This window comes from Bradyrhizobium sp. USDA 4472, from assembly GCF_054058595.1.
Map to the genome: position 1 here is coordinate 5,899,978 of NZ_JBSSAM010000001.1, position 20,532 is coordinate 5,920,509.

General features: G+C 63.2%; 22 protein-coding genes and 1 tRNA gene. 15 read left to right on the forward strand and 8 right to left on the reverse strand.

Going from position 1 to position 20,532, the window contains the following annotated elements; genetic code table 11:
• Positions 1-129 precede the first annotated feature (129 nt).
• Together ACVWZ4_RS27695 and ACVWZ4_RS27700 are read right to left on the reverse strand one after the other, a co-directional pair.
• Complete coding sequence (locus ACVWZ4_RS27695; protein WP_456741586.1) at positions 130-1,143, reverse strand: Bug family tripartite tricarboxylate transporter substrate binding protein; 1,014 nt, start codon at positions 1,141-1,143, stop codon at positions 130-132.
• Positions 1,144-1,273: 130 nt separating this feature from the next.
• Entirely contained in the window at positions 1,274-1,759 is a 486-nt protein-coding gene (locus tag ACVWZ4_RS27700; protein ID WP_456703889.1) for an outer membrane protein assembly factor BamE, read from the reverse strand.
• A gap of 98 nt (positions 1,760-1,857) precedes the next feature.
• On the opposite strand from ACVWZ4_RS27700, the gene ACVWZ4_RS27705 reads away from it, so the two are divergent.
• From ACVWZ4_RS27705 to ACVWZ4_RS27735, 7 genes are all read left to right on the forward strand, one after another.
• Complete coding sequence (locus ACVWZ4_RS27705) at positions 1,858-2,412, forward strand: ubiquinol-cytochrome C chaperone family protein (RefSeq protein ID WP_456741587.1); 555 nt, start codon at positions 1,858-1,860, stop codon at positions 2,410-2,412.
• The gene (locus tag ACVWZ4_RS27710) at positions 2,409-2,990 is read left to right on the forward strand and encodes a YceD family protein (RefSeq protein ID WP_456741588.1); all 582 of its coding nucleotides are present in this window, start codon (positions 2,409-2,411) and stop codon (positions 2,988-2,990) included. Before ACVWZ4_RS27705 ends, ACVWZ4_RS27710 begins: the two co-directional genes overlap by 4 nt.
• 296 nt (positions 2,991-3,286) lie before the next feature.
• Positions 3,287-4,348: a phosphate acyltransferase PlsX gene (gene plsX, locus ACVWZ4_RS27715; protein WP_456703886.1), complete on the forward strand. Its 1,062-nt coding sequence runs from the start codon at positions 3,287-3,289 to the stop codon at positions 4,346-4,348.
• Positions 4,345-5,325 carry a beta-ketoacyl-ACP synthase III gene (locus tag ACVWZ4_RS27720; RefSeq protein WP_456741589.1) on the forward strand — a complete coding sequence of 327 codons (981 nt, stop codon included), beginning with the start codon at positions 4,345-4,347 and terminating at the stop codon, positions 5,323-5,325. The genes plsX and ACVWZ4_RS27720 overlap by 4 nt, the downstream gene beginning before the upstream one ends.
• Positions 5,326-5,458: 133 nt before the next feature.
• Positions 5,459-5,800 (forward strand): integration host factor subunit alpha, encoded by a 342-nt coding sequence (locus ACVWZ4_RS27725; RefSeq protein ID WP_177243187.1) that lies wholly within the window; start codon positions 5,459-5,461, stop codon positions 5,798-5,800.
• 26 nt (positions 5,801-5,826) lie between these two features.
• Positions 5,827-6,411, forward strand: a complete 585-nt coding sequence (locus ACVWZ4_RS27730) for a MerR family transcriptional regulator (protein WP_092228702.1) — start codon at positions 5,827-5,829, stop codon at positions 6,409-6,411.
• A gap of 111 nt (positions 6,412-6,522) precedes the next feature.
• Positions 6,523-6,600 (forward strand) — tRNA-Pro (locus ACVWZ4_RS27735).
• 417 nt (positions 6,601-7,017) lie between these two features.
• On the opposite strand, the gene ACVWZ4_RS27740 is transcribed toward ACVWZ4_RS27735, so the two are convergent.
• A complete protein-coding gene (locus ACVWZ4_RS27740) occupies positions 7,018-7,644 on the reverse strand; it encodes a TetR/AcrR family transcriptional regulator (protein WP_456703883.1) in 627 nt (208 codons plus the stop codon).
• Between the two features lie 121 nt (positions 7,645-7,765).
• Here ACVWZ4_RS27740 and ACVWZ4_RS27745 point away from each other — a divergent pair, with 121 nt between their 5' ends.
• Positions 7,766-8,737: an alpha/beta fold hydrolase gene (locus ACVWZ4_RS27745; RefSeq protein ID WP_456703882.1), complete on the forward strand. Its 972-nt coding sequence runs from the start codon at positions 7,766-7,768 to the stop codon at positions 8,735-8,737.
• A gap of 82 nt (positions 8,738-8,819) precedes the next feature.
• Here ACVWZ4_RS27745 and ACVWZ4_RS27750 read toward each other — a convergent pair whose 3' ends face one another.
• On the reverse strand, positions 8,820-9,059 hold the full coding sequence (locus ACVWZ4_RS27750; protein WP_456703881.1) for a hypothetical protein: 240 nt from the start codon (positions 9,057-9,059) through the stop codon (positions 8,820-8,822).
• 315 nt (positions 9,060-9,374) lie between these two features.
• Between ACVWZ4_RS27750 and ACVWZ4_RS27755 the strand changes: the two genes are divergently transcribed.
• The 3 genes from ACVWZ4_RS27755 (at position 9,375) to ACVWZ4_RS27765 (ending at position 12,780) form a co-directional block, all read left to right on the forward strand.
• On the forward strand, positions 9,375-10,283 hold the full coding sequence (locus ACVWZ4_RS27755; protein ID WP_456703880.1) for a dihydrodipicolinate synthase family protein: 909 nt from the start codon (positions 9,375-9,377) through the stop codon (positions 10,281-10,283).
• A gap of 142 nt (positions 10,284-10,425) precedes the next feature.
• A complete protein-coding gene (locus ACVWZ4_RS27760) occupies positions 10,426-11,397 on the forward strand; it encodes an SDR family NAD(P)-dependent oxidoreductase (RefSeq protein WP_456703879.1) in 972 nt (323 codons plus the stop codon).
• A gap of 267 nt (positions 11,398-11,664) precedes the next feature.
• Positions 11,665-12,780 carry an alpha/beta hydrolase family protein gene (locus ACVWZ4_RS27765; RefSeq protein ID WP_456790397.1) on the forward strand — a complete coding sequence of 372 codons (1,116 nt, stop codon included), beginning with the start codon at positions 11,665-11,667 and terminating at the stop codon, positions 12,778-12,780.
• A gap of 33 nt (positions 12,781-12,813) precedes the next feature.
• Here ACVWZ4_RS27765 and ACVWZ4_RS27770 read toward each other — a convergent pair whose 3' ends face one another.
• Entirely contained in the window at positions 12,814-13,320 is a 507-nt protein-coding gene (locus tag ACVWZ4_RS27770) for a MarR family winged helix-turn-helix transcriptional regulator (protein WP_456703877.1), read from the reverse strand.
• A 410-nt stretch (positions 13,321-13,730) separates the two neighbouring features.
• On the opposite strand from ACVWZ4_RS27770, the gene ACVWZ4_RS27775 reads away from it, so the two are divergent.
• Entirely contained in the window at positions 13,731-15,275 is a 1,545-nt protein-coding gene (locus ACVWZ4_RS27775) for a porin (protein ID WP_456741590.1), read from the forward strand.
• A 283-nt stretch (positions 15,276-15,558) separates the two neighbouring features.
• Here ACVWZ4_RS27775 and ACVWZ4_RS27780 read toward each other — a convergent pair whose 3' ends face one another.
• The 3 genes from ACVWZ4_RS27780 to ACVWZ4_RS27790 all read right to left on the reverse strand — a co-directional run bounded on the left by ACVWZ4_RS27780 (position 15,559) and on the right by ACVWZ4_RS27790 (position 17,458).
• Positions 15,559-16,047, reverse strand: a complete 489-nt coding sequence (locus ACVWZ4_RS27780) for a GcrA family cell cycle regulator (RefSeq protein WP_456741591.1) — start codon at positions 16,045-16,047, stop codon at positions 15,559-15,561.
• A 71-nt stretch (positions 16,048-16,118) separates the two neighbouring features.
• Positions 16,119-16,316: a hypothetical protein gene (locus ACVWZ4_RS27785; RefSeq protein WP_007603456.1), complete on the reverse strand. Its 198-nt coding sequence runs from the start codon at positions 16,314-16,316 to the stop codon at positions 16,119-16,121.
• A 200-nt stretch (positions 16,317-16,516) separates the two neighbouring features.
• Positions 16,517-17,458, reverse strand: coding sequence for an acetamidase/formamidase family protein (locus ACVWZ4_RS27790; protein ID WP_456703874.1), 942 nt, complete (start codon positions 17,456-17,458; stop codon positions 16,517-16,519).
• Between the two features lie 155 nt (positions 17,459-17,613).
• On the opposite strand from ACVWZ4_RS27790, the gene ACVWZ4_RS27795 reads away from it, so the two are divergent.
• From ACVWZ4_RS27795 to ACVWZ4_RS27805, 3 genes are read left to right on the forward strand one after another with little or no spacing between them, the layout of a single operon-like run.
• On the forward strand, positions 17,614-18,417 hold the full coding sequence (locus tag ACVWZ4_RS27795; RefSeq protein ID WP_456742276.1) for a YdcF family protein: 804 nt from the start codon (positions 17,614-17,616) through the stop codon (positions 18,415-18,417).
• Positions 18,418-18,459: 42 nt separating this feature from the next.
• Positions 18,460-19,242, forward strand: a complete 783-nt coding sequence (locus ACVWZ4_RS27800; protein WP_456741592.1) for a DUF169 domain-containing protein — start codon at positions 18,460-18,462, stop codon at positions 19,240-19,242.
• Between the two features lie 9 nt (positions 19,243-19,251).
• Entirely contained in the window at positions 19,252-20,430 is a 1,179-nt protein-coding gene (locus ACVWZ4_RS27805; RefSeq protein ID WP_456763664.1) for a saccharopine dehydrogenase family protein, read from the forward strand.
• Positions 20,431-20,532: the final 102 nt, after the last annotated feature.

The window sequence follows — 20,532 nt, forward strand, 5'->3', positions numbered from 1 at the left end:
AATCTCTCTCCACGTCATTGCGAGGAGCCCGCGACAAGACTGCGAAGCAATGTTGCGCCGGTGCGACGAAGCAATCCAGGGTCTTTCCGCGGACAGATACTGGATTGCTCGCAATGACCGTGGAGCGAGCTACTGCACGTCCATCTGCAATCCTTCCTTCCGGATGATGTCGGCGAACTTCTTCGTCTCGGCGTCCACGAAGGCGGCGAACTGCTCGGGCGTGCCGTAGTCGGCGCGCGCCCCCATGGCAGCGATGTTCTTCCTGATGTCGTCGCGCTCCAGCATCGCCTTGACCTGGAGGTTGAGCGCTTCGAGAGCTGCCGGCGGCACACCCTTCGGCAGGAAGACCGAGAACCAGGACGATACGTCGAAATTCGCAAGCTCCGGCGCGCTCTCGCGCATCGTCGGCAGATCGGGTGCGAGGTCGCTGCGCGCGGTCGTGGTGACGCAGAGGCCGGTGAGCGTGCCGTTCTGAACCTGCGGCAGGCTCGGATAGAGATTGTCAAACAGGATCTGGATATCGCCGGCGAGGGCGGCCTGGAGCGCGGGGCCAGCGCCGCGGAACGGGATGTGAGTCATCTTCAGTCCGGTGAGCTGAAGAAACCAGGCGCCGGTGAGGTGAGGACTTTGACCGACGCCCGATGAAGCGTAGCTGAGCTTGTCGGGATTGGCCTTGAGAAACGCAATCAGCTCGGCGACCGATTTGATGCCGGTCTTCGGATGCGCCGACACGATATTCGGAATCCGGATCATGTTGCTGACAGGCTGGAGCTGGTCGGGCTTGTAGCTGAGGTTCTTGAAGATGCTGTAGGCGATCGTGTTCGGACCGGGGTTGCCGATCAGGATGGTGTGGCCGTCGGCCTTGGAGCGAACCACCTCGGCGGTCCCGATCGTGCCACCGCCGCCGGAGCGATTTTCGACAACCGCTGTCTGCCCCCAGGCGGATTGGAGATGGGCGGCGAGCAGCCGACCCATCACGTCGGTTGAGCCGCCCGCCGCAGCCGGCACGATGACGCGGATGTTCTCTGTCGGCCTCCAGTCCGCAAGGCTCGATCGCGGCAGGATGGCGGCGGCGGAGAGGCCCGCGGCTCCCGCAAGCACACGGCGACGGGTCAAAAATCCGTTCGGACGGTTCTTGGGCACAATTCCACTCCCAGCTTCTTGTTTGCGGGGAGCGTAGGGAACGGGGTGCACAACGACAAGTCGCCTGCGACCGACAGCGTCGTTCCGAGAGCGTCACGACGCCGCAGGCAGATAGCCTCAGTTCACGATCTCAGTTGAAGCTGAGCAGCTTGAACAGCGGCGCGAGGTAGCTCATCTCCTGACCCGACGTCGGAGTGGTCCGGCTGATGGAGTCGAAGATCTTGCCATCCTGGAGGCCGTAATTCGCAAGCCGGCGTACGCGCCGGTTCTTGTCGAAATAGATCGCGATCACACGCTGGTCGACGACCTTCTGGTTCATGAAGGCGACCATGCGTTCCGAGCGCTGCGAGATGTAGTAGAACACTTCACCGTCAAGGGTCGCGACCGTCGAGGGCGTGCCCATCACGATCAGCACCTGATCCTGGCTCGCGCCGATCGGAATCTGTTCGAGTGCGCCCGGCGGCAGGATGTAGCCCTTCTGGAACTGTTCACCGGTGCAGCCTGCGAGTGCGGCGCCGACGAGCGTCACGGCCGCGAGCATGCGCAGGCCACGCCAGCACGCATGAAGGCCGCGCCGCTTGTCCCGGCGCAGGCTGGTCTGGTTCGTTATCGTCATAGCGGAACTGATTCCGTCCCCTTGCGTCGCGCGAGGCGCTGAAGTACCGGGCAGGGCGTCTGAATGCAACTCGCGCGCGCCCGCTTGCGGAAACCACAATGCTTTGGCCGTTCAATCACTTCAGGAAACCCCGGCTAGCCCCGGCCGGCACCATTGAGACCATCTATGGCATGATCGTGACGCAGGCGCGAGAACCCATATTTTACCGGGACTTGGGCGTGCCGGACACGGTTAATGGCCGTTTCGACCTGTTGCTCTTGCACCTCTGGCTGGTGCTGCGGCGGCTGCGAAACGTCGCCCAGGGCGGGGTAGAACTGTCGCAGGCCCTGTTCGACCGCTTCTGCGAAGACATGGATGACAATCTGCGCGAGATGGGCGTTGGCGACCAGACCGTCCCGAAGCGGATGCGGGCTTTCGGGGAGGCTTTTTACGGCCGCATTCAGGCGTATGACCAGGCGATCGAAACAGGCGCCGAGGCGCTTGGGCAGGCGATCTGCAAGAATATCTTGAACGGTAGCGGGATGGACCAGGCGCGACGGCTCGCCGCTTACGCGGTGGCGGCGAATGCGGAGCTCGGCCAGACCGGCGATCCCGCAGTGCTGCTCGGATCTATCAGGTTTCCCGCATCGCTTGGCGAGGATGAAACATCATGAACCGATCGTCGACCGGATTCGAAGCCGATCCCTGGCGCTCGCCTGTGATCGTGGCGCAGATTCCCGATACGGGACTTCACCGTGAGCTCGAAGCCTCGGCGGCAGCACGCCAGGCCATGGCCAGTGTCGCCGGAGTCCGGGAGATCCTGTCGGCTCACGCCGACTTCGTCGTCGCGCCGAAGAGCGGCGGCCGGGTCCAGGTTACGGGCCGTGTGCGGGCTAAGGTCGGCCAGACCTGCGTGGTCACGCTCGATCCGATCGAGAATGAGATCGATGAGGAGGTCGATCTGACTTTTGCGCCCGAGGCCGAAGCGCGGCGGCTGGAGGATTTGATCGAGGAAGGGCAGGACGACGATAATCCCCCGGAGGTCGTCGATCCGCCGGAAGCCATCGTCAACGGGATCATTGACCTCGGCCGCATTGCGACCGACGCGCTGTTCCTGGCGATCGACCCTTATCCCCGCAAGCCGGGGGCCGTGTTCGAGGCCGAGACCACCGCGCCCGACCCCGAGGACCATCCGTTCGCGGCGCTGAAGGCGCTCCAGGACAACAAGCAGGGCAAGAAGAAAGGCAAATAGAAGGGCGTTCCCGTAAGACCACCTTGCTTTGAGGGGTGAGGTGTTTGCGGCAGGGGTTTCAAAGGCTGGTTTATCTACTTGATTCCCAAGTGTTTCCTGCGAATTTCCGGGCCCGCCAGCTGATCGCTCTCGATCCAAAAGACTGGGGGCAAGAGGTTGTTTCGGGATAACAAAACGCTATTGTCCGCCCCGGTCCGGGTGCGGCGTGGCGCTTGGCCGGTCGCCATGTCCATGGCGAGCCCATTCCGCGGCCCCGCTCGTTGACGACCGCGCCAGACCAGGTTTCCGGGATTTCGATGCCAAGCAAGGTTCGTATCGCGCTTGACGCCATGGGGGGCGACGTCGGCGCCCCTGTCGTCATTCCAGGCGCCGCCATCTCGCTCGACAGGCGCCCGGCGACCGAATTCCTGCTGGTCGGCGATCGCGCCAGGATCGAGCCCGAGCTCGGGCGCCATCCGAAGCTCAAGGCCGCCTCGAAGATCATCCATACCGACGTCGCCGTCAGCGGCGAGGACAAGCCGAGCCAGGCGCTGCGCCGCGGCCGCAAGACCTCCTCGATGTGGCTTGCCATTGATGCGGTGAAGAAGGGGGAGGCGGATGTGGCCGTATCCGCCGGCAATACCGGCGCACTGATGGCGATGGCGCGCTTCCATTTGCGTACGCTGCCCGGCATCGATCGCCCGGCGATCACTGCCGTATGGCCGACCGCGCGTGGCTCGTCCGTCGTGCTCGATCTCGGCGCCACAATCGGCGGCGATGCGCGTCATCTGGTGGCGCTCGCAGTCATGGGGGCGGCCATGGCGAGCGTGGTGTTCGACAAGAAGCGTCCGACCGTCGGCCTGCTCAACATCGGGACCGAAGAGATCAAAGGGCACGAGGAGATTCGCGAGGCGGGAGAGATCCTGCGCACGATGAACCTGCCGGAGCTCGACTATGTCGGCTTCGTCGAGGGCGATGGCATCGGCAAGGGAATGGCCGATGTGATCGTGACCGAGGGGTACAGCGGCAACATTGCGCTCAAGGCTGCCGAGGGAACCGCACGCCAGATGGCGGACTTGCTCCGCAACGAGATCCAGCGCAGCTGGCTGTCCAGGCTCGGTTATCTTTTTGCACGCAATGCCTTCCAGGCGCTGCGTGACAAAATGGATCCGAACAAGTCAAATGGCGGCGTGCTGCTCGGGCTCAACGGGCTCGTGGTCAAGAGCCATGGCGGAATCAACGCCGAAGGCTTTGCCTATGCGATCGATGTTGGTTATGAGATGGCCAAATTCGATCTTCTGAACAAGATCAATCAGATGCTCAACCGCGATGGGGGTGCGCTCGGTTCCGTGCCAACCGCGCCGGAGGATGTTTCGTGACCAAGATTCGTTCGGTCGTGCTGGGCTGCGGCTCCTATTTGCCGGAGCAGGTGCTGACCAATGCCCAACTGGCGGCGCGCATCGACACATCCGACGAGTGGATCGTCCAGCGCACCGGTATTCGCGAGCGGCACATCGCGGCCGACGGCGAGTTCACCTCGCATCTTGCGCTCGAGGCGGCGCAGGCGGCGCTCAGCGATGCCGGCGTGGATACGCAATCGATCGAGCTGATCGTGCTCGCGACCTCGACGCCCGACAACACGTTTCCCGCGACCGCGGTCGCCGTGCAGCACGGGCTCGGCATCAATCACGGCGCAGCCTTCGACCTCCAGGCGGTGTGCTCGGGCTTCGTGTTTGCGCTTGCGACCGCCGACAATTTCCTGCGCACCGGCGCGTTCAAGCGCGCCCTGGTGATCGGTGCCGAGACCTTCTCACGGATTCTCGACTGGAACGACCGCGGCACCTGCGTGCTGTTCGGCGACGGCGCCGGTGCGGTCGTGCTCGAGGCCCAGGAGCAGCCGGGCAACGCGGCCACCGATCGAGGCCTGGTGACGGCGCATTTGCGCTCCGATGGTCGCCACAAGGGCAAGCTGTTCGTCGACGGCGGGCCGTCCTCGACCCAGACCGTCGGCCATCTGCGCATGGAGGGCCGCGAGGTCTTCAAGCACGCGGTCGGCATGATCACCGACGTCATCGTCGATGCGTTCCAGGCGACCGGGCTCAATGCCGACAGCATCGACTGGTTCGTGCCGCATCAGGCCAACAAGCGAATCATCGACGCCTCCGCCCACAAGCTCCATATCGCGCCGGAGAAAGTGGTGCTGACCGTGGACCGTCACGGCAACACCTCGGCTGCCTCGATCCCGCTGGCGCTGTCGGTGGCGCGGAAGGACGGCCGCATCAAGCGCGGCGACCTGGTTTTGCTGGAGGCGATGGGCGGCGGCTTCACCTGGGGCTCGGCCCTGGTGCGCTGGTAAAGCCACATCGATAAAATTTTGCCCGAATCGGCGCCTGATATCAATGCGTCTGCATTGATGAGCGGTGTTGACCGCCGTAACGTAAGCTCCTAATTTCAGACAACAATTGTTCGCCGTGATGTGGGGCAGGGCGATGACCGATACAAGCAAAACCGTAACGCGTGTTGATCTCTGTGAGGCCGTCTACCAGAAGGTGGGTCTGTCACGCACGGAATCGTCCGCCTTCGTGGAGCTCGTGCTGAAGGAGATCACCGACTGCCTTGAAAAGGGCGAGACGGTGAAACTGTCCTCGTTCGGCTCCTTCATGGTTCGCAAGAAGGGCCAGCGTATCGGCCGTAATCCGAAGACCGGCACCGAGGTACCGATCTCGCCGCGCCGCGTGATGGTGTTCAAGCCGTCGGCGATCCTGAAGCAACGGATCAACGCCCAGCACCGCACCAATGGCGATGCCAGCAAGGCTCAACCCGAGGCGTAATCGCGCCTACGTGAAGGATTTGGCATTTGGACAAGGCGCCGGATGCGTTCCGAACCATCAGCGAAGTAGCGCAGGAACTCGACATTCCGCAGCACGTGCTGCGGTTCTGGGAGACCCGCTTTTCCCAGATCAAGCCGATGAAGCGCAGCGGCGGCCGCCGCTATTACCGCCCCGACGACGTCGATCTGCTCAAGGGCATCCGTCGTCTGCTCTATGGGGAGGGCTACACCATCCGCGGCGTGCAGCGGATCCTCAAGGAGCACGGCGTCAAATCGGTTCAGGGACTGGCCGATGGCTCGGCCGCGGTCTCGTTCGGAGCCATCGAAGACGCCATTGGGGCGAGCCTGATGGAGCCCGACGACGAGGCGCCCATCAAGGGCGTCAATGGCGCAGATTCCGACGACGACGACTACCAGGGCGATGAGGAGGAAGGCATCGACTTCCGCTTCACGGAGGTCGACGACGAGGACATCCTCACCACCTTCCGCAAGGGCGGCGCCGCGGCCGCGCCGGCAGGGCCCAGTGCGCTGGACCGGGAACGGCTGGAACGCGTGCTCGGCGATCTCGTCGCCTGCAGGGAGATGCTGGACCAGGCGCTCAAGGACGCCTGAGGGCGCTTTTCTCTCTCTTGGCGGCCTGTTCCCGTTGGCTTTGGGCGAAGGCACCAAAATGGTGTGCCTCGCCTTGCGCAAAGCAGCGATCCTAGCTAATGGAACGACGTTCGGAGCGTGGCGCAGCCCGGTTAGCGCACTAGTCTGGGAGACTAGGGGTCGGAGGTTCAAATCCTCTCGCTCCGACCATTTTCTTCAGAGATTGACCAAAATCTTGCGGGATCGCGGGTCGGCAAGCGAGGTCCTGCTTTCGGAACGGCTGCCCCATCGTGTCGACGAAGGAGGCTTCTGCACTCTGCAGGCGTTTGATCAGTGCGCCGGCGCTCAGGTCCATGAGGGCATCGGCTGCCAAAAGGGACACTGACAGCAACGCAATCGCTGACCCAACGACAATTCCCTTCCATTCTTGTGACTGCATCAATTTACTTTATCAGGTATTTCGCCGCCCGCATAGATGGGGCTTCTGTACGCGGTTCAACCCCAGGAGCGACCAACGCACGTATTCTTGAAGAGCGACGATTCTGTAACGGGGCGCGCCCGATCCTCGCACATGTCGGCCGTAACCCTGTCGAAGGACAGCCCGGAGTCATTCTGTGCCGGACGTCGCTACGCGGACCGCCGCAGATACCCCACCACCATTTGCGTCGTTTCATCCACCAGCGTCCGCACAATCTTCTCCGGCAGGATCTCGACCCGGTTCAGCACCACGTTATGCGCGACCGCCTCGATCGCGCTGACGCAGATGAAGGTTGCGACATCGAGGTCGACCTTGCGCATCTCCTTGCGGCTGTCGAGATAGGCGCGGACGAGAGCGTGGATCTCGCGGTTGTAGGCTTCGACGTCGAGCTTGCCCGCACGCGGGATCTGCTCGGCGAGGACGCGATGCAGTTCGGGCTTGATGCGATGCGCCTCGATCGCGACGGTGACGAGGCGGCGCACGGCTTTTTCGATCGGCATCTCGGCGACTTCGACGAGCGCTGCGCGGACCAGCGCCATGATCTCCTCGTTGTGACGATCGATCACGGCGGCCACCAGCGCCTCTTTGCCCGGAAAATACTGGTAGAGCGAGCCGACGCTGACGCCGGCGACTTCGGCGATCCGGTTGGTGCTCGTCTTCTCAAAGCCTTCGCGAACCAGAATGCGAGCAGTTGCCTCGACCAGCGCATCGACCGTGGCGCGGGATCGCTCCTGCGAGGCTTTTTTCCGGGGTTTTGTCGCTGCCTTGCGCGCCATGGCCTGCGGTTTCGAATGCGAGTAGGAAAAGCGAGCGATTGCTCGCATTATAGCGGAGGTCGGCGATGCAAGGATAGAAGCAGAATGGTGCCGGCCGGACCCGGCAAATGAGGGCAGGAGCATGAGCGTTGCGAAGATGCTGTCGATCGGGCGGCTTTGCGAATGCAATTTCTCGTGGGCGACACGTTCAAACGATCCTCCGCCGAGCTTGCAGAGCCGCGTCTTCAATTGGCTCCTCGGGCTGCTTCCCTACAAGAAGCAGCTTGCCTCGGCCGAGGCCGTGCAGGCACATGTTCAGAGGCTCGCGCTGGAGCCGGCCTCGCACGAGCCTAGGGGGCTTGGCCGCGGGGTCGAGGTGACCCTGACGAAGATGGGCGGATGGCCGGTCTATTACACGGCACCGTCCTCGGGCCACGAGGGCTGCAACCACGTCATGTTCCTGCACGGCGGCGGCTATATCAACGAGATCGCGCCGGCGCATTGGCGCTTCGTCGGCCAGATGACGCGCAAGGCGGGCGTCGTCTGCGTCGTGCCGATCTATCCGCTGGCGCCGCGCGCGACAGCCAAGGACGTCGTGCCGGCGACGGCTGAGCTGTTGCGGATGCTGCTGGAGGATGCCGGGGCTGCAAAGGTCACTGTGGTCGGCAATTCAGCTGGCGCGGGCCTCGCGCTTGCCGCGTGCCAGTGGCTGCGCGATCGCGGACATCGGCAACCGGGCCGGCTGGTGCTGATCTCGCCGGGCGTCGACGCGACGGTCAGCCGCCCAGAGCAGACGGAGATCGCGGCGCGCGATCCGATCCAGGACATTCCGGGCATCATCGAGGCGGGACGGCTCTATGCCGGTGAGCTCGATGTCGGCCATCCCTTCGTCAGCCCGCTCAACGGTGCCTTCCGTTCGCTCGCGACCATGACGATCTTTTCGGGGACGCGCGATCTGCTCTATCCGGACAGCGTCGCACTCTCGGAGCGGGCAAGGGCGGCGGGGGTGTTGGTGGAGTTGCATCTGCTGCGCGACCAGCCGCATAATTACGCACTGATGCCGACCCCGGAGGGGCGACGCGCGCGAGCGATGATCTTGCGTGCGGTGGCTTAGAGCGAAGGTGTGATCGTGTTCACGCTACGCGCTGCCCGCAAGACAAGACGGCTCTCCTCGCTATGAGTAGTTTTGCAGGCCGTTAGGCCTGGCCCTTGATCTCGTAGCGACCCGGCACGCATTTGAAGCGCTCGAGGCGCCAATTGGCGTGGTAGATCGGATGCTCGCCCATCCATTTCGCGAGCGGGGCTTGTGCGCCGACTGCACACGCCATCATCGACATATCGGGCGTCATGTTGCTGTCGGTCACCATTTCCTCGACACAGCTGCCTGAAGCAGCGGCGCCAAGCCGGCAGAGCACGGCAACGACGGTCATGAACATACCAGTCACCTCATCGGTAGCTTCGAGCACGAGGGGATGCAAGCCGAGTGCCACAGCCTGTGCGCCAAGTGACGCCGCCCGGGCCGGCTCAGCCGGCGTCTGGTTTGACGATTCGGATTGCAAAAAATGATCCTAAACCGAAGCCGGGCAACTACGGGGAACCCACAGGACTCAAGGCAGCGATGATGGATTGTGGGGGCAGCGCCGCGCCATCAGCGCTTCACAAGACCGGCCCAGCCGATACGCTTCGCGACGTTGCGGAGTACTCGCCATGAGAGCGGGACCGCCAGGACAAAGGAAATGCGAGGGTAGACCATGAAGGTACGACCGACCGGCGTGATTCCGCCGATGACGACGCCGTTCCGGAAAGACGGCGAGATCGACCATAAACTCGTGGCACGCCAGGTCGACTGGATGATCGGTGCCGGCGCGCATGGCGTGGCGGCGGGCGGCTCGACCGGCGAAGGCCAGACGCTCGACCACGAGGAATATCGTGATCTGATGGCGGCGACAGTCGAAGCGGTGAAGGGACGTATTCCCGTCATCGCCGGTATTATCGTCGACTCCACGCGAGATGCGATTCGCCGCGGCAAGCTGGTGCGCGACATGGATGTCGCCGCCCTCCAGGTCACGCCCGTGCACTATCTGTTCAAGCCGGACGAGGAGGCGATGGTGGCGCATTTCCGCGCCATGGCCGACGAGACCGGCATGCCCATCATCATCTACAACGTGGTGCCGTGGTCGTATCTGTCGCCGGCGCTGCTGACGCGAATCATGACCGAGGTGCCGCTGGTGATCGGCGTCAAGCAGAGTGCGGGCGATCTCAAACTGTTCGCGGATCTCATGATGATGGCGCCGGACAAGCTGATCTACAGCGCGGTCGATGCCTTGATGTATCCGTCCTACACGCTGGGAGCCCATGGCTCGATCGCCGCGATCCTGACCGCTGCGCCGCATGCCTCCGTGGCGCTGTGGGATGCGGTGAAGGCGGGCGATCATCCACGCGCGCTCGATCTGCACAAGAAGCTGCTGACGCTGTGGAACGCTGTCATCGCCGACAACCTGCCGGCCTGTACGCGTTACGCGCAGACGCTCCAGGGGCTGCCGAAGACATACCCGCGTGCGCCGATGCCGGAGGCTTCGCCCGCGCAGCAGGCCGCGATCCGCAAGGCGCTGGAGGCGCTCGGCGCGCTGGACGGGAGGCAGATCGAGGCGGCCGAATAGTCCCCGCGCCGAAATGATCGATGTGCAGACGCAGCGCCGATCCGCTTTTACCTGCGGGTGCGGCGCTGCTACATTTTGCAGGCATCGCGGCCGCGGCGCGCCAACGAAGAAACATGCCGAGAAGGGGAGGGGCTGAAGTCCCATGAAGGAGTTCGCTGGAAAGATCGCCGTCATCACCGGTGGGGGCACAGGCATGGGGCGGGAGCTCGCCCGGCAGCTCGTTGCCGAGGGATGCAATGTCGCGATGTGCGACGTCTCAGAAGCCGCGATGGCCGAGACCAAGCGGCTCTGCGAGGCCGACAAGCTGCCGCAGGGCCTGCGCGTCACGACTCACTTCGCCGACGTCTCGATCGAGGATCATCTCAAGCGTTTTCGCGATGAGCTCACCGAGCAGCAGGATACCGACAAGATCCATCTGCTGTTCAACAACGCCGGCATCGGCGGCGGCGGCAGCCTGTTCACCAACACGCGGGAGCAGTGGGAGCGCACCTTCAACATCTGTTGGGGGGGCGTCTATCTCGGCGTCCGCACCTTCCTGCCGATGCTGGTCAAGGCGGACGAAGCCCACATCGTCAACACCGCCAGCGTCAACGGCTTCTGGGCCTCGGTCGGTATGAACCAGGCGCACACCGCCTACAGCGCGGCGAAGTTCGCGGTGAAGGGCTTTACCGAGGCGCTGATCAACGACCTTCGCCTGCACGCGCCGCATGTCAAATGCTCGGTGGTGATGCCGGGCCATATCGGCACCTCGATCGTCTCCAATTCGCGCAAGCTGCAAAGCTCTGACGGCTCGGCGCGTCTCAATGCCGACGAGGTCGTCTTGACCCGCAAGCGCATGGTTGCGGCAGGCGTGCCAGATGCTGACAAAATGTCGGACGAGGACATCCAGGCGGTATTCGCGGAGCGCGCCCGCAGCTTCCTCGAGGACGCGCCGACGACGGCCGCGGAGGCGGCCAAGATCATTCTGGATGGCGTGAAGGCGGAGCGATGGCGTATTCTCGTTGGCGAGGACGCAAATCGCCTCGACGAGCGCGTACGCGCGACGCCCGAGCAGGCCTATGACAGGGCATTCTTCGACGCCTTTACCCGGGACGTCGGCTGGCGGCTTGGCTGAACTGTCAACGAGCGCGCGCGGATATAGGTATGACGCTTATCATCGCAAGAGGTCCGGCGGTCATTTTGCTCGGATAAATTTGCGCGGCGAATTTTACCTGCCTCGCGCGCGTCGTCCTCATGGTCGGACGGGATGTCACGCGTGCCATGTGTGATTTGTTCAAGCGATGGTGATCTCGAACGGGTCTCATTCGGCGCAACCCAGCTTGGTTGGTGAACTAAAATAGTTTATTCAATCAGGCTAACGCCATCATTAAGCGTAGCCCCGATGATACCCGCATGCCTCTCCGACGATTTTGTCCTCTGCCCGGAGAGGGAGGATATCTCCGCTGAGTTCACACGGCTGCTCACTGCGGCCCAGGAGGGCGGCGCCACCATCGCCGAATGCCTGATGATCGCGCGGCAGCTGAACCGCGGCGACGAACAGTCCTGGCATCGCGAGTGGAAGAAGCTGGCGCGGGCCAACAGGCATCGTGCCGAAGCGGCGTTTGCCGAAGGCCATATGGTGACCGCGCAGCGCAACTGGCTGCGCGCAATGAACTACTACAGCGCGGCTGCGATGCCGCTCGATCCCGCCGACGAGCGCCGCTGGGTCGCGGTGCTTGCGATGCAGGAATGCGCCCGCCGTTTCCTCACGGCACGCGGGCCGGCCGGCGAGGTCGCGACGATCCCATGGGTCGAAGGCCATTCCCTGCAGGGCTATTTCCTGCCTGCGCCTGCGACGAACGGTCGCGCTCCGACCGTGATCTGCATCGGCGAGCCCGGACATCGCAAGGAGGAATTTCTGGTCAAGCTCGCGCCGCATGCGCGCGATCGCGGATTCGCGATGCTGGCGCTCGATCTGCTCGGCGAGGAGCGCGACGACTATGTCGACGTGTTGCTGCAGCGTCGGGACCTCGAGAGCTCGATCGCCAGCGCGATGGATTACCTGGAGCTGCGAAGCGACGTCGATTTCGATCGCGTTGCGATCGTGGCCGACGGGTGGGGCTCCTCGTTCGTTGCACGCGCCGTGTTGCAGGAGCCGCGGTTTGCAGCGGCCGTGTGTGATGGAGGTCTCTGGGATCTGCACGAGCGATCGTTCTTTGCCAGTCGCTTTGCAATGAGGGACCTCAGCATCGTCCCGGTGCCGCATGCGCCCCTGATGGCTTCGGGCGCCGAATGTCCCGTGCTGATCACGTTGGGCGAGGATGGTTGGCTCGAGCCGGACCGGGCGCGTCAGATCGTGCAGAAATCGCGGCTCGGCAGTTCGGACGTCGTACTCAAGGTGTTCACGGCGGCGGAGACCGGCGCGGCGCAGGCCCATGCCGACAACCCGACCCTTGCCAACGAATACATTTTTGACTGGCTCGAATCGCAGCTCGGCGCCACCGGCAGGCAGACCTGAGCGCAGCGCCGGCATCGAAAAGGGATTTGCGCCTCAGAAGTCGAGGGAGATCCTGACGCAGGCCTTCTCGAGGCGGGTCTTCAGTGTCGCGAGCTTGGCGGTGAATTCCGTCAACTCGTTCTCATCGAACTCCTGGAAGACGAATTCGCGAATTGTCTTGTACTGCTCGTTGAGGCTCGCGATGTGCTTCTGCGTCTTTTCGAGCAGCGACAGCCGCACCACGCGGGCGTCGGTCGGCGAGGGGCGGCGGCGCAGCAGGCCCTTCTTCTCGAGCAGCTTGGACTGGGTGGTGACGAAGGACGGGTCGACGTGAAGCAGCTTGGAGACCACGTTGACGGGCACGCCGTCGTCCTTGTCGAGGTCGGAAATCGCCATCAGGATCAGCCATTGCGGTCCGCTGATGCCGAGCGTCCTCGCCCAGAACTGGCGCAGCTCCTCCAGATACATGTTGATCGACGATATCTCCCAGGTGAATCGCCTGATGATATCGAGATTGCCTGCGGGGCGGAGGCGCGCCCCTTCTTTCCTCGTCGCTGACACAGCGTCACTCCCGCAAGCTGATTCTTTCTCGCCAGTCTTCGCATTGGGCATAGTCCACGCAAGCCTGCCCCGACGCAAGTGTCAGAGCAGGGTAATTCTGTCACGGAAATTACAAATATGAGCCGATCAGCATTTTGGTCCAGGTCCGGTGTTGCGCCGCAGACACAGGGTTAGTGAAACCACAAAGCTGATCTAATAAACTATTTTGATTAATGGAACGACGCAGGCATATTGATCCCTGACGGTGGGGGTTCTCGATCGTCCCGTTGCAGGTGGTCCGCTCACGTCCCTCGCGTCTCGATCGGGGGTGTCCGAAAGCGCGAAGCCTCCGAGCGGATTTGATGAAGAGACGGGGATCTGGGGGGCCTTACGGTCCGATCTCCGTGAAATGAGCAACTTGGAGGTTTTAAATGAAAGTGGCGAAGAGCCTTTTGCTCGGCACTGCGGCGGGTCTGATCGCCGTCGGTGGAGCGCATGCGGCTGATCTTCCGTTGAAGGCCAAGGCCGTCGAATACGTGAAGATCTGCTCGCTGTACGGTGCGGGTTTCTACTACATCCCGGGCACCGACACCTGCATAAAGCTGGGTGGTTACGTTCGCGCCGACGCAATTCTCGGCGGCGCAGGCGACTATGGTTTCAACAACAGCACGAGCAGTGCGAACGGCGGGTCGAACAACCGTCTGACCAACTATTATTACAGCCGCGCTCGTTTTGACCTCAACGTCGACACCCGCACGGCGACCGAATACGGCGTCGTCCGCACCTACGCCGATATGGTCTTCAGCTACGACTCGGCCAACGTCACCGGCAGCAATCCGTCGGCGATCTCGTCCAACTCGGCCTCGCTCGGCCTCTACCATGCGTTCATCCAGTTCGCCGGCTTCACCTTCGGCCGCACGGTCTCGATCTTCGATGCCCCGTGGCAGAGCTATCCGGCTGGCGGTCCCGATAGCATTCCGGGCGGCTCCAACCACGTCAACGGCGTGAACCAGGTTGCGTACACGGCTGAGTTCGGCCAGGGCATCACCGCTTCGCTCGCGTTGCAAGATGAGACCTCGGCGAACAACGGCCAGTCGAACCTCTGGAACGCCAATGGTTTCGCTGCCTCCAGCTCAGTCAATGGCTCCGGTGTCGTCGTGACGAATTCTGCGGCTGCCAACGCTGCTGCCGCCCTCATCCAGGGCAATTACGGCACCAACGATTGGGGTGGAACGCGCTCCCCCGACATCATCGGTGCCGTCCGTGTCGACCAGGCCTGGGGTCTGGCCCAGATCTCGGTCGCTGCGCATGATCTCCATACGGCCTACTACGGCTCGACGGAATCCACCGGTCACCCGGAGGACAAGTGGGGTTGGGCTGTGCAGGGTTCGTTGTCGATCAAGAACATCCCGACCGGTGCGGGCGACAACATCAACCTGCAGGCCGTCTACACGGACGGTGCGACTCGTTACAACTTCCAGAGCCTGTTCCCGCAGAGCTTCTTCATGTTCGGCGGCAGCGGCTCCGCGTATCAGAGCATCGGTTTCGCCGGCCTTGCTGACGGCGTCTTCGGAACGGGTACCGGCATCGATACGGTCAAGACCTGGGGCCTCCGTGGTGGCTATACCCACAACTGGAGTCCGAACTGGACGAGCGCCGTCTATGGCGGCTATGCCCAGCTGAAGTATGGCTCGACGAGCAAGAGCCTGATCTGCGCCAACTTCGCTACCATCGCCGTTGCCGGTTCGACCTGTAACCCTGACTTCAACTTCGGCGTCGTCGGTGTCAACACCGTCTGGACTCCGGTGAAGAACCTGGCGTTCACCGCGGACCTGAGCTGGTCGCGCCTGGACCAGAAGTACTCCGGCGCCATCACTGCTCCGGCGATTGCGACCGCCGCCAAGCCGGGCGCGGTGTATGAGCTGAAGGATCAGAACTCGGTCACCATGATGCTGCGCGCTCAGCGCAACTTCTGATCATCGATCGCGATATCTCCATCAGAGAACCCCGGCGGGCCACCGCCGGGGCTTTTTCTTGGAGAAACCCCGATTCTCAAAGTCGGAAGTCTCCTGCGCGGGCAGCGAAGACGAGCTATGCGATTTGACCGGAACTAATTTATTTACTTACCTGAGTTGATCAGCTATATGGTGCTTAGCCGGTTTCGATAAGTCACGGCTCTTAGCTCACGCTAAGCCTCCAGAAACCTCCGGTAGTGCCCTGCCGGAGGTTTTTCGTCGTGAGGAGAGGGCGTGGCTCCCTTCAGCCGCGCATCACACGCGCCCGGGAATTCGGCCGGTAGGCGAGGCGGCTGTGGCCGGCGCAATAAGGCTGCCCGTCGTGCGCGGCATTGCCGCAGAAGCAGAAATCCTCCGCACCCGGCGTCGAGATCGGCCATCGGCAGCTGGACTTTCCGAGTTCCATCAGCGAGCAGCGATTGGCTTCGTCGATCGGTCCGGTCACCACAGGCGCGTCCGGCTCGCCGTAGATCGTGGCGAGCATTTCGAATTGCAGCCGCGGCACCGCTTTGGGCGCGCGGTGGGCGTTGCTCCTGTCCCGATTTCCGTCTTGGAGCCTGCGCTCGTCGACCGTGCGGCCGCGCGTGAGATTGAGCCGGGACAGCTTGCCGATCACGGCGTTGCGGCTGACGCCGATGTCGGCGGCGATCTCGCGGCAGGACAGGCCAGCCTCGAAATGCTGCTTCAGAAGTTCAATTCGTTCAACGGTCCAGGTTGGTGAGAGAACAGGCATTTGTGACGGTCCCAGGTTGCGACATCCGGCCAGAAGTCGCTGAGATCGTCCGCTTCACGTCCGGCGCGCGTTCACGTCCTGCCATTGTCGCGAATCGACAAAAGCCCGTCCTTGATGGCGAGACGGATGCCTTCTTCGATCAAGGTACGTGCGACGCCGGGAACGCTGGTGCCGTGGGTGCCCTGTCTCACCAACTTCTCCAGGTAGGTGATGGTCGAGAGCGCCAGGGTTACGGGAATGCGGTCAGTCTCGGCTTTTTCGGTGGCCATGGCCCGAACGCTAGCCTCTTACTCGGGTACATAAAAGTAACGATTAAGACTCTATTTAGGTTCGGGGGTGGAAGTCAAATCCGGGTTGTGACGGTGGTTCAGCACATTGGAATCGCTAGGAAAAAAGGACGCAATCGCGCGCTCCGCGCGATTGGCCGCGCGGCGGTGTGGCGTCGGCAGATCAGGAGGTGCGAGCCGGCTCAGCCGTGCACGATCGTCTTTTCGATCATGCAATGGATGCCTTTGGAGCCGTTGACGGTCTGGGTCACCCGCAAATCGGCCGCGAGACTGCACAGCGTATAAGCGTCCTCGCGCGACAGGCCCCTGATCTCGCCGAGCAGCACAATCATGTCGCGCAGCGCCCGCACCGCGCATTGGTCGAGGTCGGGGTCCATCGCCATGGTCATGTAATGGGTCGAGGTTTCCGCGCGCGGATAATCGAACCTCAAATCCTTGCGCAGCGTCAGCCGGAAGCGGCCTTGCAGCGCGGTCTCGATCGCGGTGACGCAGACCTCGCCGTCGCCCTGCACGCCGTGGCCGTCGCCGCAGGAGAACATCGCGCCCGGAACGAACACCGGCAGATACAGTTTGCCGCCGGCGCCGAGTTCCTTGTTGTCGAGATTACCGCCCATCGCGCGCGGGATCAGCGAGGAGATGCGGCCCCAGGCGGGCGGCGGGGACACGCCCATCACGCCGAAAAACGGCTTCAGCGGCAGCTCGAGACCCCAGGGCATGCGGCCGACCATCCGCGACCGGTCCAGCGGGATGTTGAGGATGCGCGTCTCGTGGAATTCGTCGGGCAGGGTGCCGGACAACGGCTTGATGAGATTCCAGCCCCAATCCTGCCGCAGCTGGACGTCGAGGATGTCGATTTCCAGCACGTCGCCGGGTTCGGCGCCGTCGACCGCGACGGGACCGGTGAGGATGTGGCCGGGGAGCATGCGCTCGTTTCTGGCGTGAACCTCGAACATTTCAGGCGGGATGTGAAACTTGCTGCGGTCGGGCAGAACGTCGGGACCGCCGCTGACGGTATCGATGGTCACCTCATCACCGCTGGCGACTGTGAGAACGGGCTTGAGCGCGGCTTCGAAGAAGCCCCAATGGCAGGTTTCGGGGCTCGAATGCAGGTGGTGATGGGTCATTTGCCGCGTCCATCCGGTTTCATCAGAACTCGTCATGAGAACCTGACATGCCCGGGCTTGACCCGGCAATCGATCCTCTTCCAAGAAGATTTCTGAAGACAGGCGGGCGGGTCAAGCCTGCGTGTCGCCGGCACGATCATTTCAGCGAGGCTCCCCTGTTTTTCGTTCTGTCCAAGACGCTTGGCGCTGCGGTGCTGCCGATCAATCTTCTGGTCGAGCTCGGGATCATCTCGGTGGTGCTGATGGCAACGCGCTTTGCCGGGCTCGGGCGGAAACTCGCTGCGACGACGCTCGTTCTGCTCGCGCTCGCCGCATTTTCGCCGCTCGGCAATCTCTTGCTCTATCCGCTGGAATCGCGCTTTCCGCCGTGGGATCCGGCGCGCGGTGCGCCCGACGGCATCATCGTGCTGGGCGGCTCCGTCGATACCGAACTCTCCGCGGCGCATCACACGCCGGTGGTCTCACACGGAGCCGATCGCCTGTTCGCGCCGGCCGATCTAGCGCGCCGCTATCCCAATGCGCGGATCGTCTTCACCGGAGGCTCTGCGAACCTGGTCTCGACCGACGCCAGGGAAGCCGATTATTCCGTGCCGATCCTGGAAAGCATCGGCATCCCGAAAGAGCGCCTGATCGTGGAACGAGACTCGCGCAACACCTACGAGAACGCGATCTTCACGAAACGTTCGGTGGCACCGAAGCCGGGCGAACACTGGCTGCTGGTGACGTCGGCCTACCACATGCCACGTTCGATCGGCATTTTCCGCAAAGCGGGCTTCGACGTCCAAGCCTATCCCGTCGACTGGCGGATGGGCGGTCGTGACGATCTGTTCTCTTTCACCAATATCGGCGCGGACGGCCTTGGTCGAACCGATGTGGCCGTGCGCGAGTGGATCGGCCTTCTGGCCTACCGCCTGATGGGCAGGACCGGCGAGTTGCTTCCCGGGCCGGCCAAGGACTAGAACAGACCGCAGAAGTGCAACGATCCGCGTCGGGAGGAATCCATGCAGCAGCAAGCCACCGGTCCGATCGATCTTGCCGCCCTCGTGGCCGATCTCAACAGCCTGTTGCGGCTGAAGACGACGGTCACAGGCATGAAGCTGTTTTCGCGCGCCGCCGACATGGAGGCGATCCCGAAGATACGGCGGCCGAATGCAATCCACACCACCGACCAGATCGTCAGCATGGCCTCGCGGCTCGGCTGGACGGTCGGCATCACCGGCGACGATCTCGTCGGCGCGCAGTGCCGCGCGGTGATCGGTCTTGCGCCACAGGACGACAAATGGCTCGCCGGCGAAAACTATGTCGGTGTCTGGCACGGCACGGCGGAGGATGCGCGCAAGCGCCAGGAAGCGCTGGATGTGGTTCCGTTCGGGCACTATCAGGCACTCGCCGTCAGTCCGCTCGCCAGTGGCCGGCTCGATCCGCCCGATATCTGCCTCGTCTATGCCACGCCCGGGCAGATGATCATCCTGATCAACGGGCTGCAATATACCGGCTACAAGAAGTTCGAATGGGGCGTGGTCGGCGAGACCGCTTGCGCGGATTCCTGGGGCAGGGCGCTCAAGACCGGCGAGCCCAGCCTGTCCTTGCCATGCTATGCCGAACGGCGCTATGGCGGCGTGCCGGACGAGGAGATGCTGATGGCCTTGAAGCCTCATCATCTCGCCAAGGCGATCGAGGGCATGAAGGCGCTGGCCAAGAACGGCCTGCGCTATCCGATCCCGCCCTATGGAATTCAAAGCGACGTCCGCGCCGGCATGGGCGTGAGTTACGCAAAGAAATAAAGGCCAGTCATGAGCTCCGCGAAGTACGACATCGTTGTCTATGGCGCGACCGGTTTCACCGGTCGGCTCGTCGCCGAATATCTGGCGGCGCATTACAAGGGCGACGTCTCCCTGAAATGGGCGATGGCGGGCCGCAGCCTCGACAAGCTCAAATCCGTGCGCGACGCCATCGGCGCGCCCGCCGATACGCCGCTGATCGTGGCCGATGCGTCGGATGCCGCCTCGCTGAGGGCGATGGCTGAGCGGACGATGTCCGTCATCACGACGGTCGGTCCGTATCAGCTCTACGGCGAGGAACTGTTGGCTGCCTGCGTCGCCACAGGCACCGACTATTTCGATCTCTGCGGCGAGCCGATCTGGATGCGGCAGATGATCGACAAATACGAGGCGGCTGCGAAGGACAGCGGCGCGCGCATCGTGTTCTCCTGCGGCTTTGACTCCGTGCCGTTCGAACTCGGTACGTTTTTCGTGCAGGAAGAGGCCAAACGCGCGTTCGGGGCTCCGGCGGCGCGCGTGAAGGGCCGCGTGCGCGATATGCGCGGCACGCTCTCGGGCGGCACCGCGGCAAGCGCCAAGGCGACCTTCGATGCGGTCGCCAAGGACATCAGCCTCGTCGCAATCCTGAACGATCCGTTCGCGCTGACGCCCGGCTTCACCGGACCGAAGCAGCCGAGGGGTAACAAGCCGCTGCTCGAGGACGACCTGCAATCCTGGGCCGCGCCGTTCATGATGGCGCTGATCAACACCCGCAACGTCCATCGCTCCAACATGCTGATGGGCTTTCCCTACGGCCAGGACTTCGTCTACGACGAGATGGTTCTGACCGGACCCGGCGAGAAAGGCGAGGCCAACGCCAAGCGCGTGATGGCGGCGAACGCCGAGAAGACCGGCCCGAGCGCGCCGAAGCCGGGCGAGGGGCCGACGAAGGAAGAGCGCGAGAACGGGCTGTTCAATCTGCTCTATGTCGCGATCGCGCCCGACGGCCGCATGGTCCGCGCCGGCGTCACAGGCGACCGTGATCCCGGCTACGGTTCGACCTCGAAGATGATCTCCGAATGCGCGATCTGCATGCTGCGCGACACGACAGACGTTGCCGCCGGTTTCTGGACGCCCGGCGCAGCGATGCAGCACAAGCTGATCAAGCGGCTGCGGGACAATGCCGGGTTGACGTTCGAGGTGGAAGCATAAGTGCTTTCTTCGCCTCGCCCCGCTTGCGGGGAGAGGCCGACACGCGAAGCGTGGCGGGTGAGGGGGCTCTCCGCGAGTCCAATTCTTATTGTCAGCGCTGAG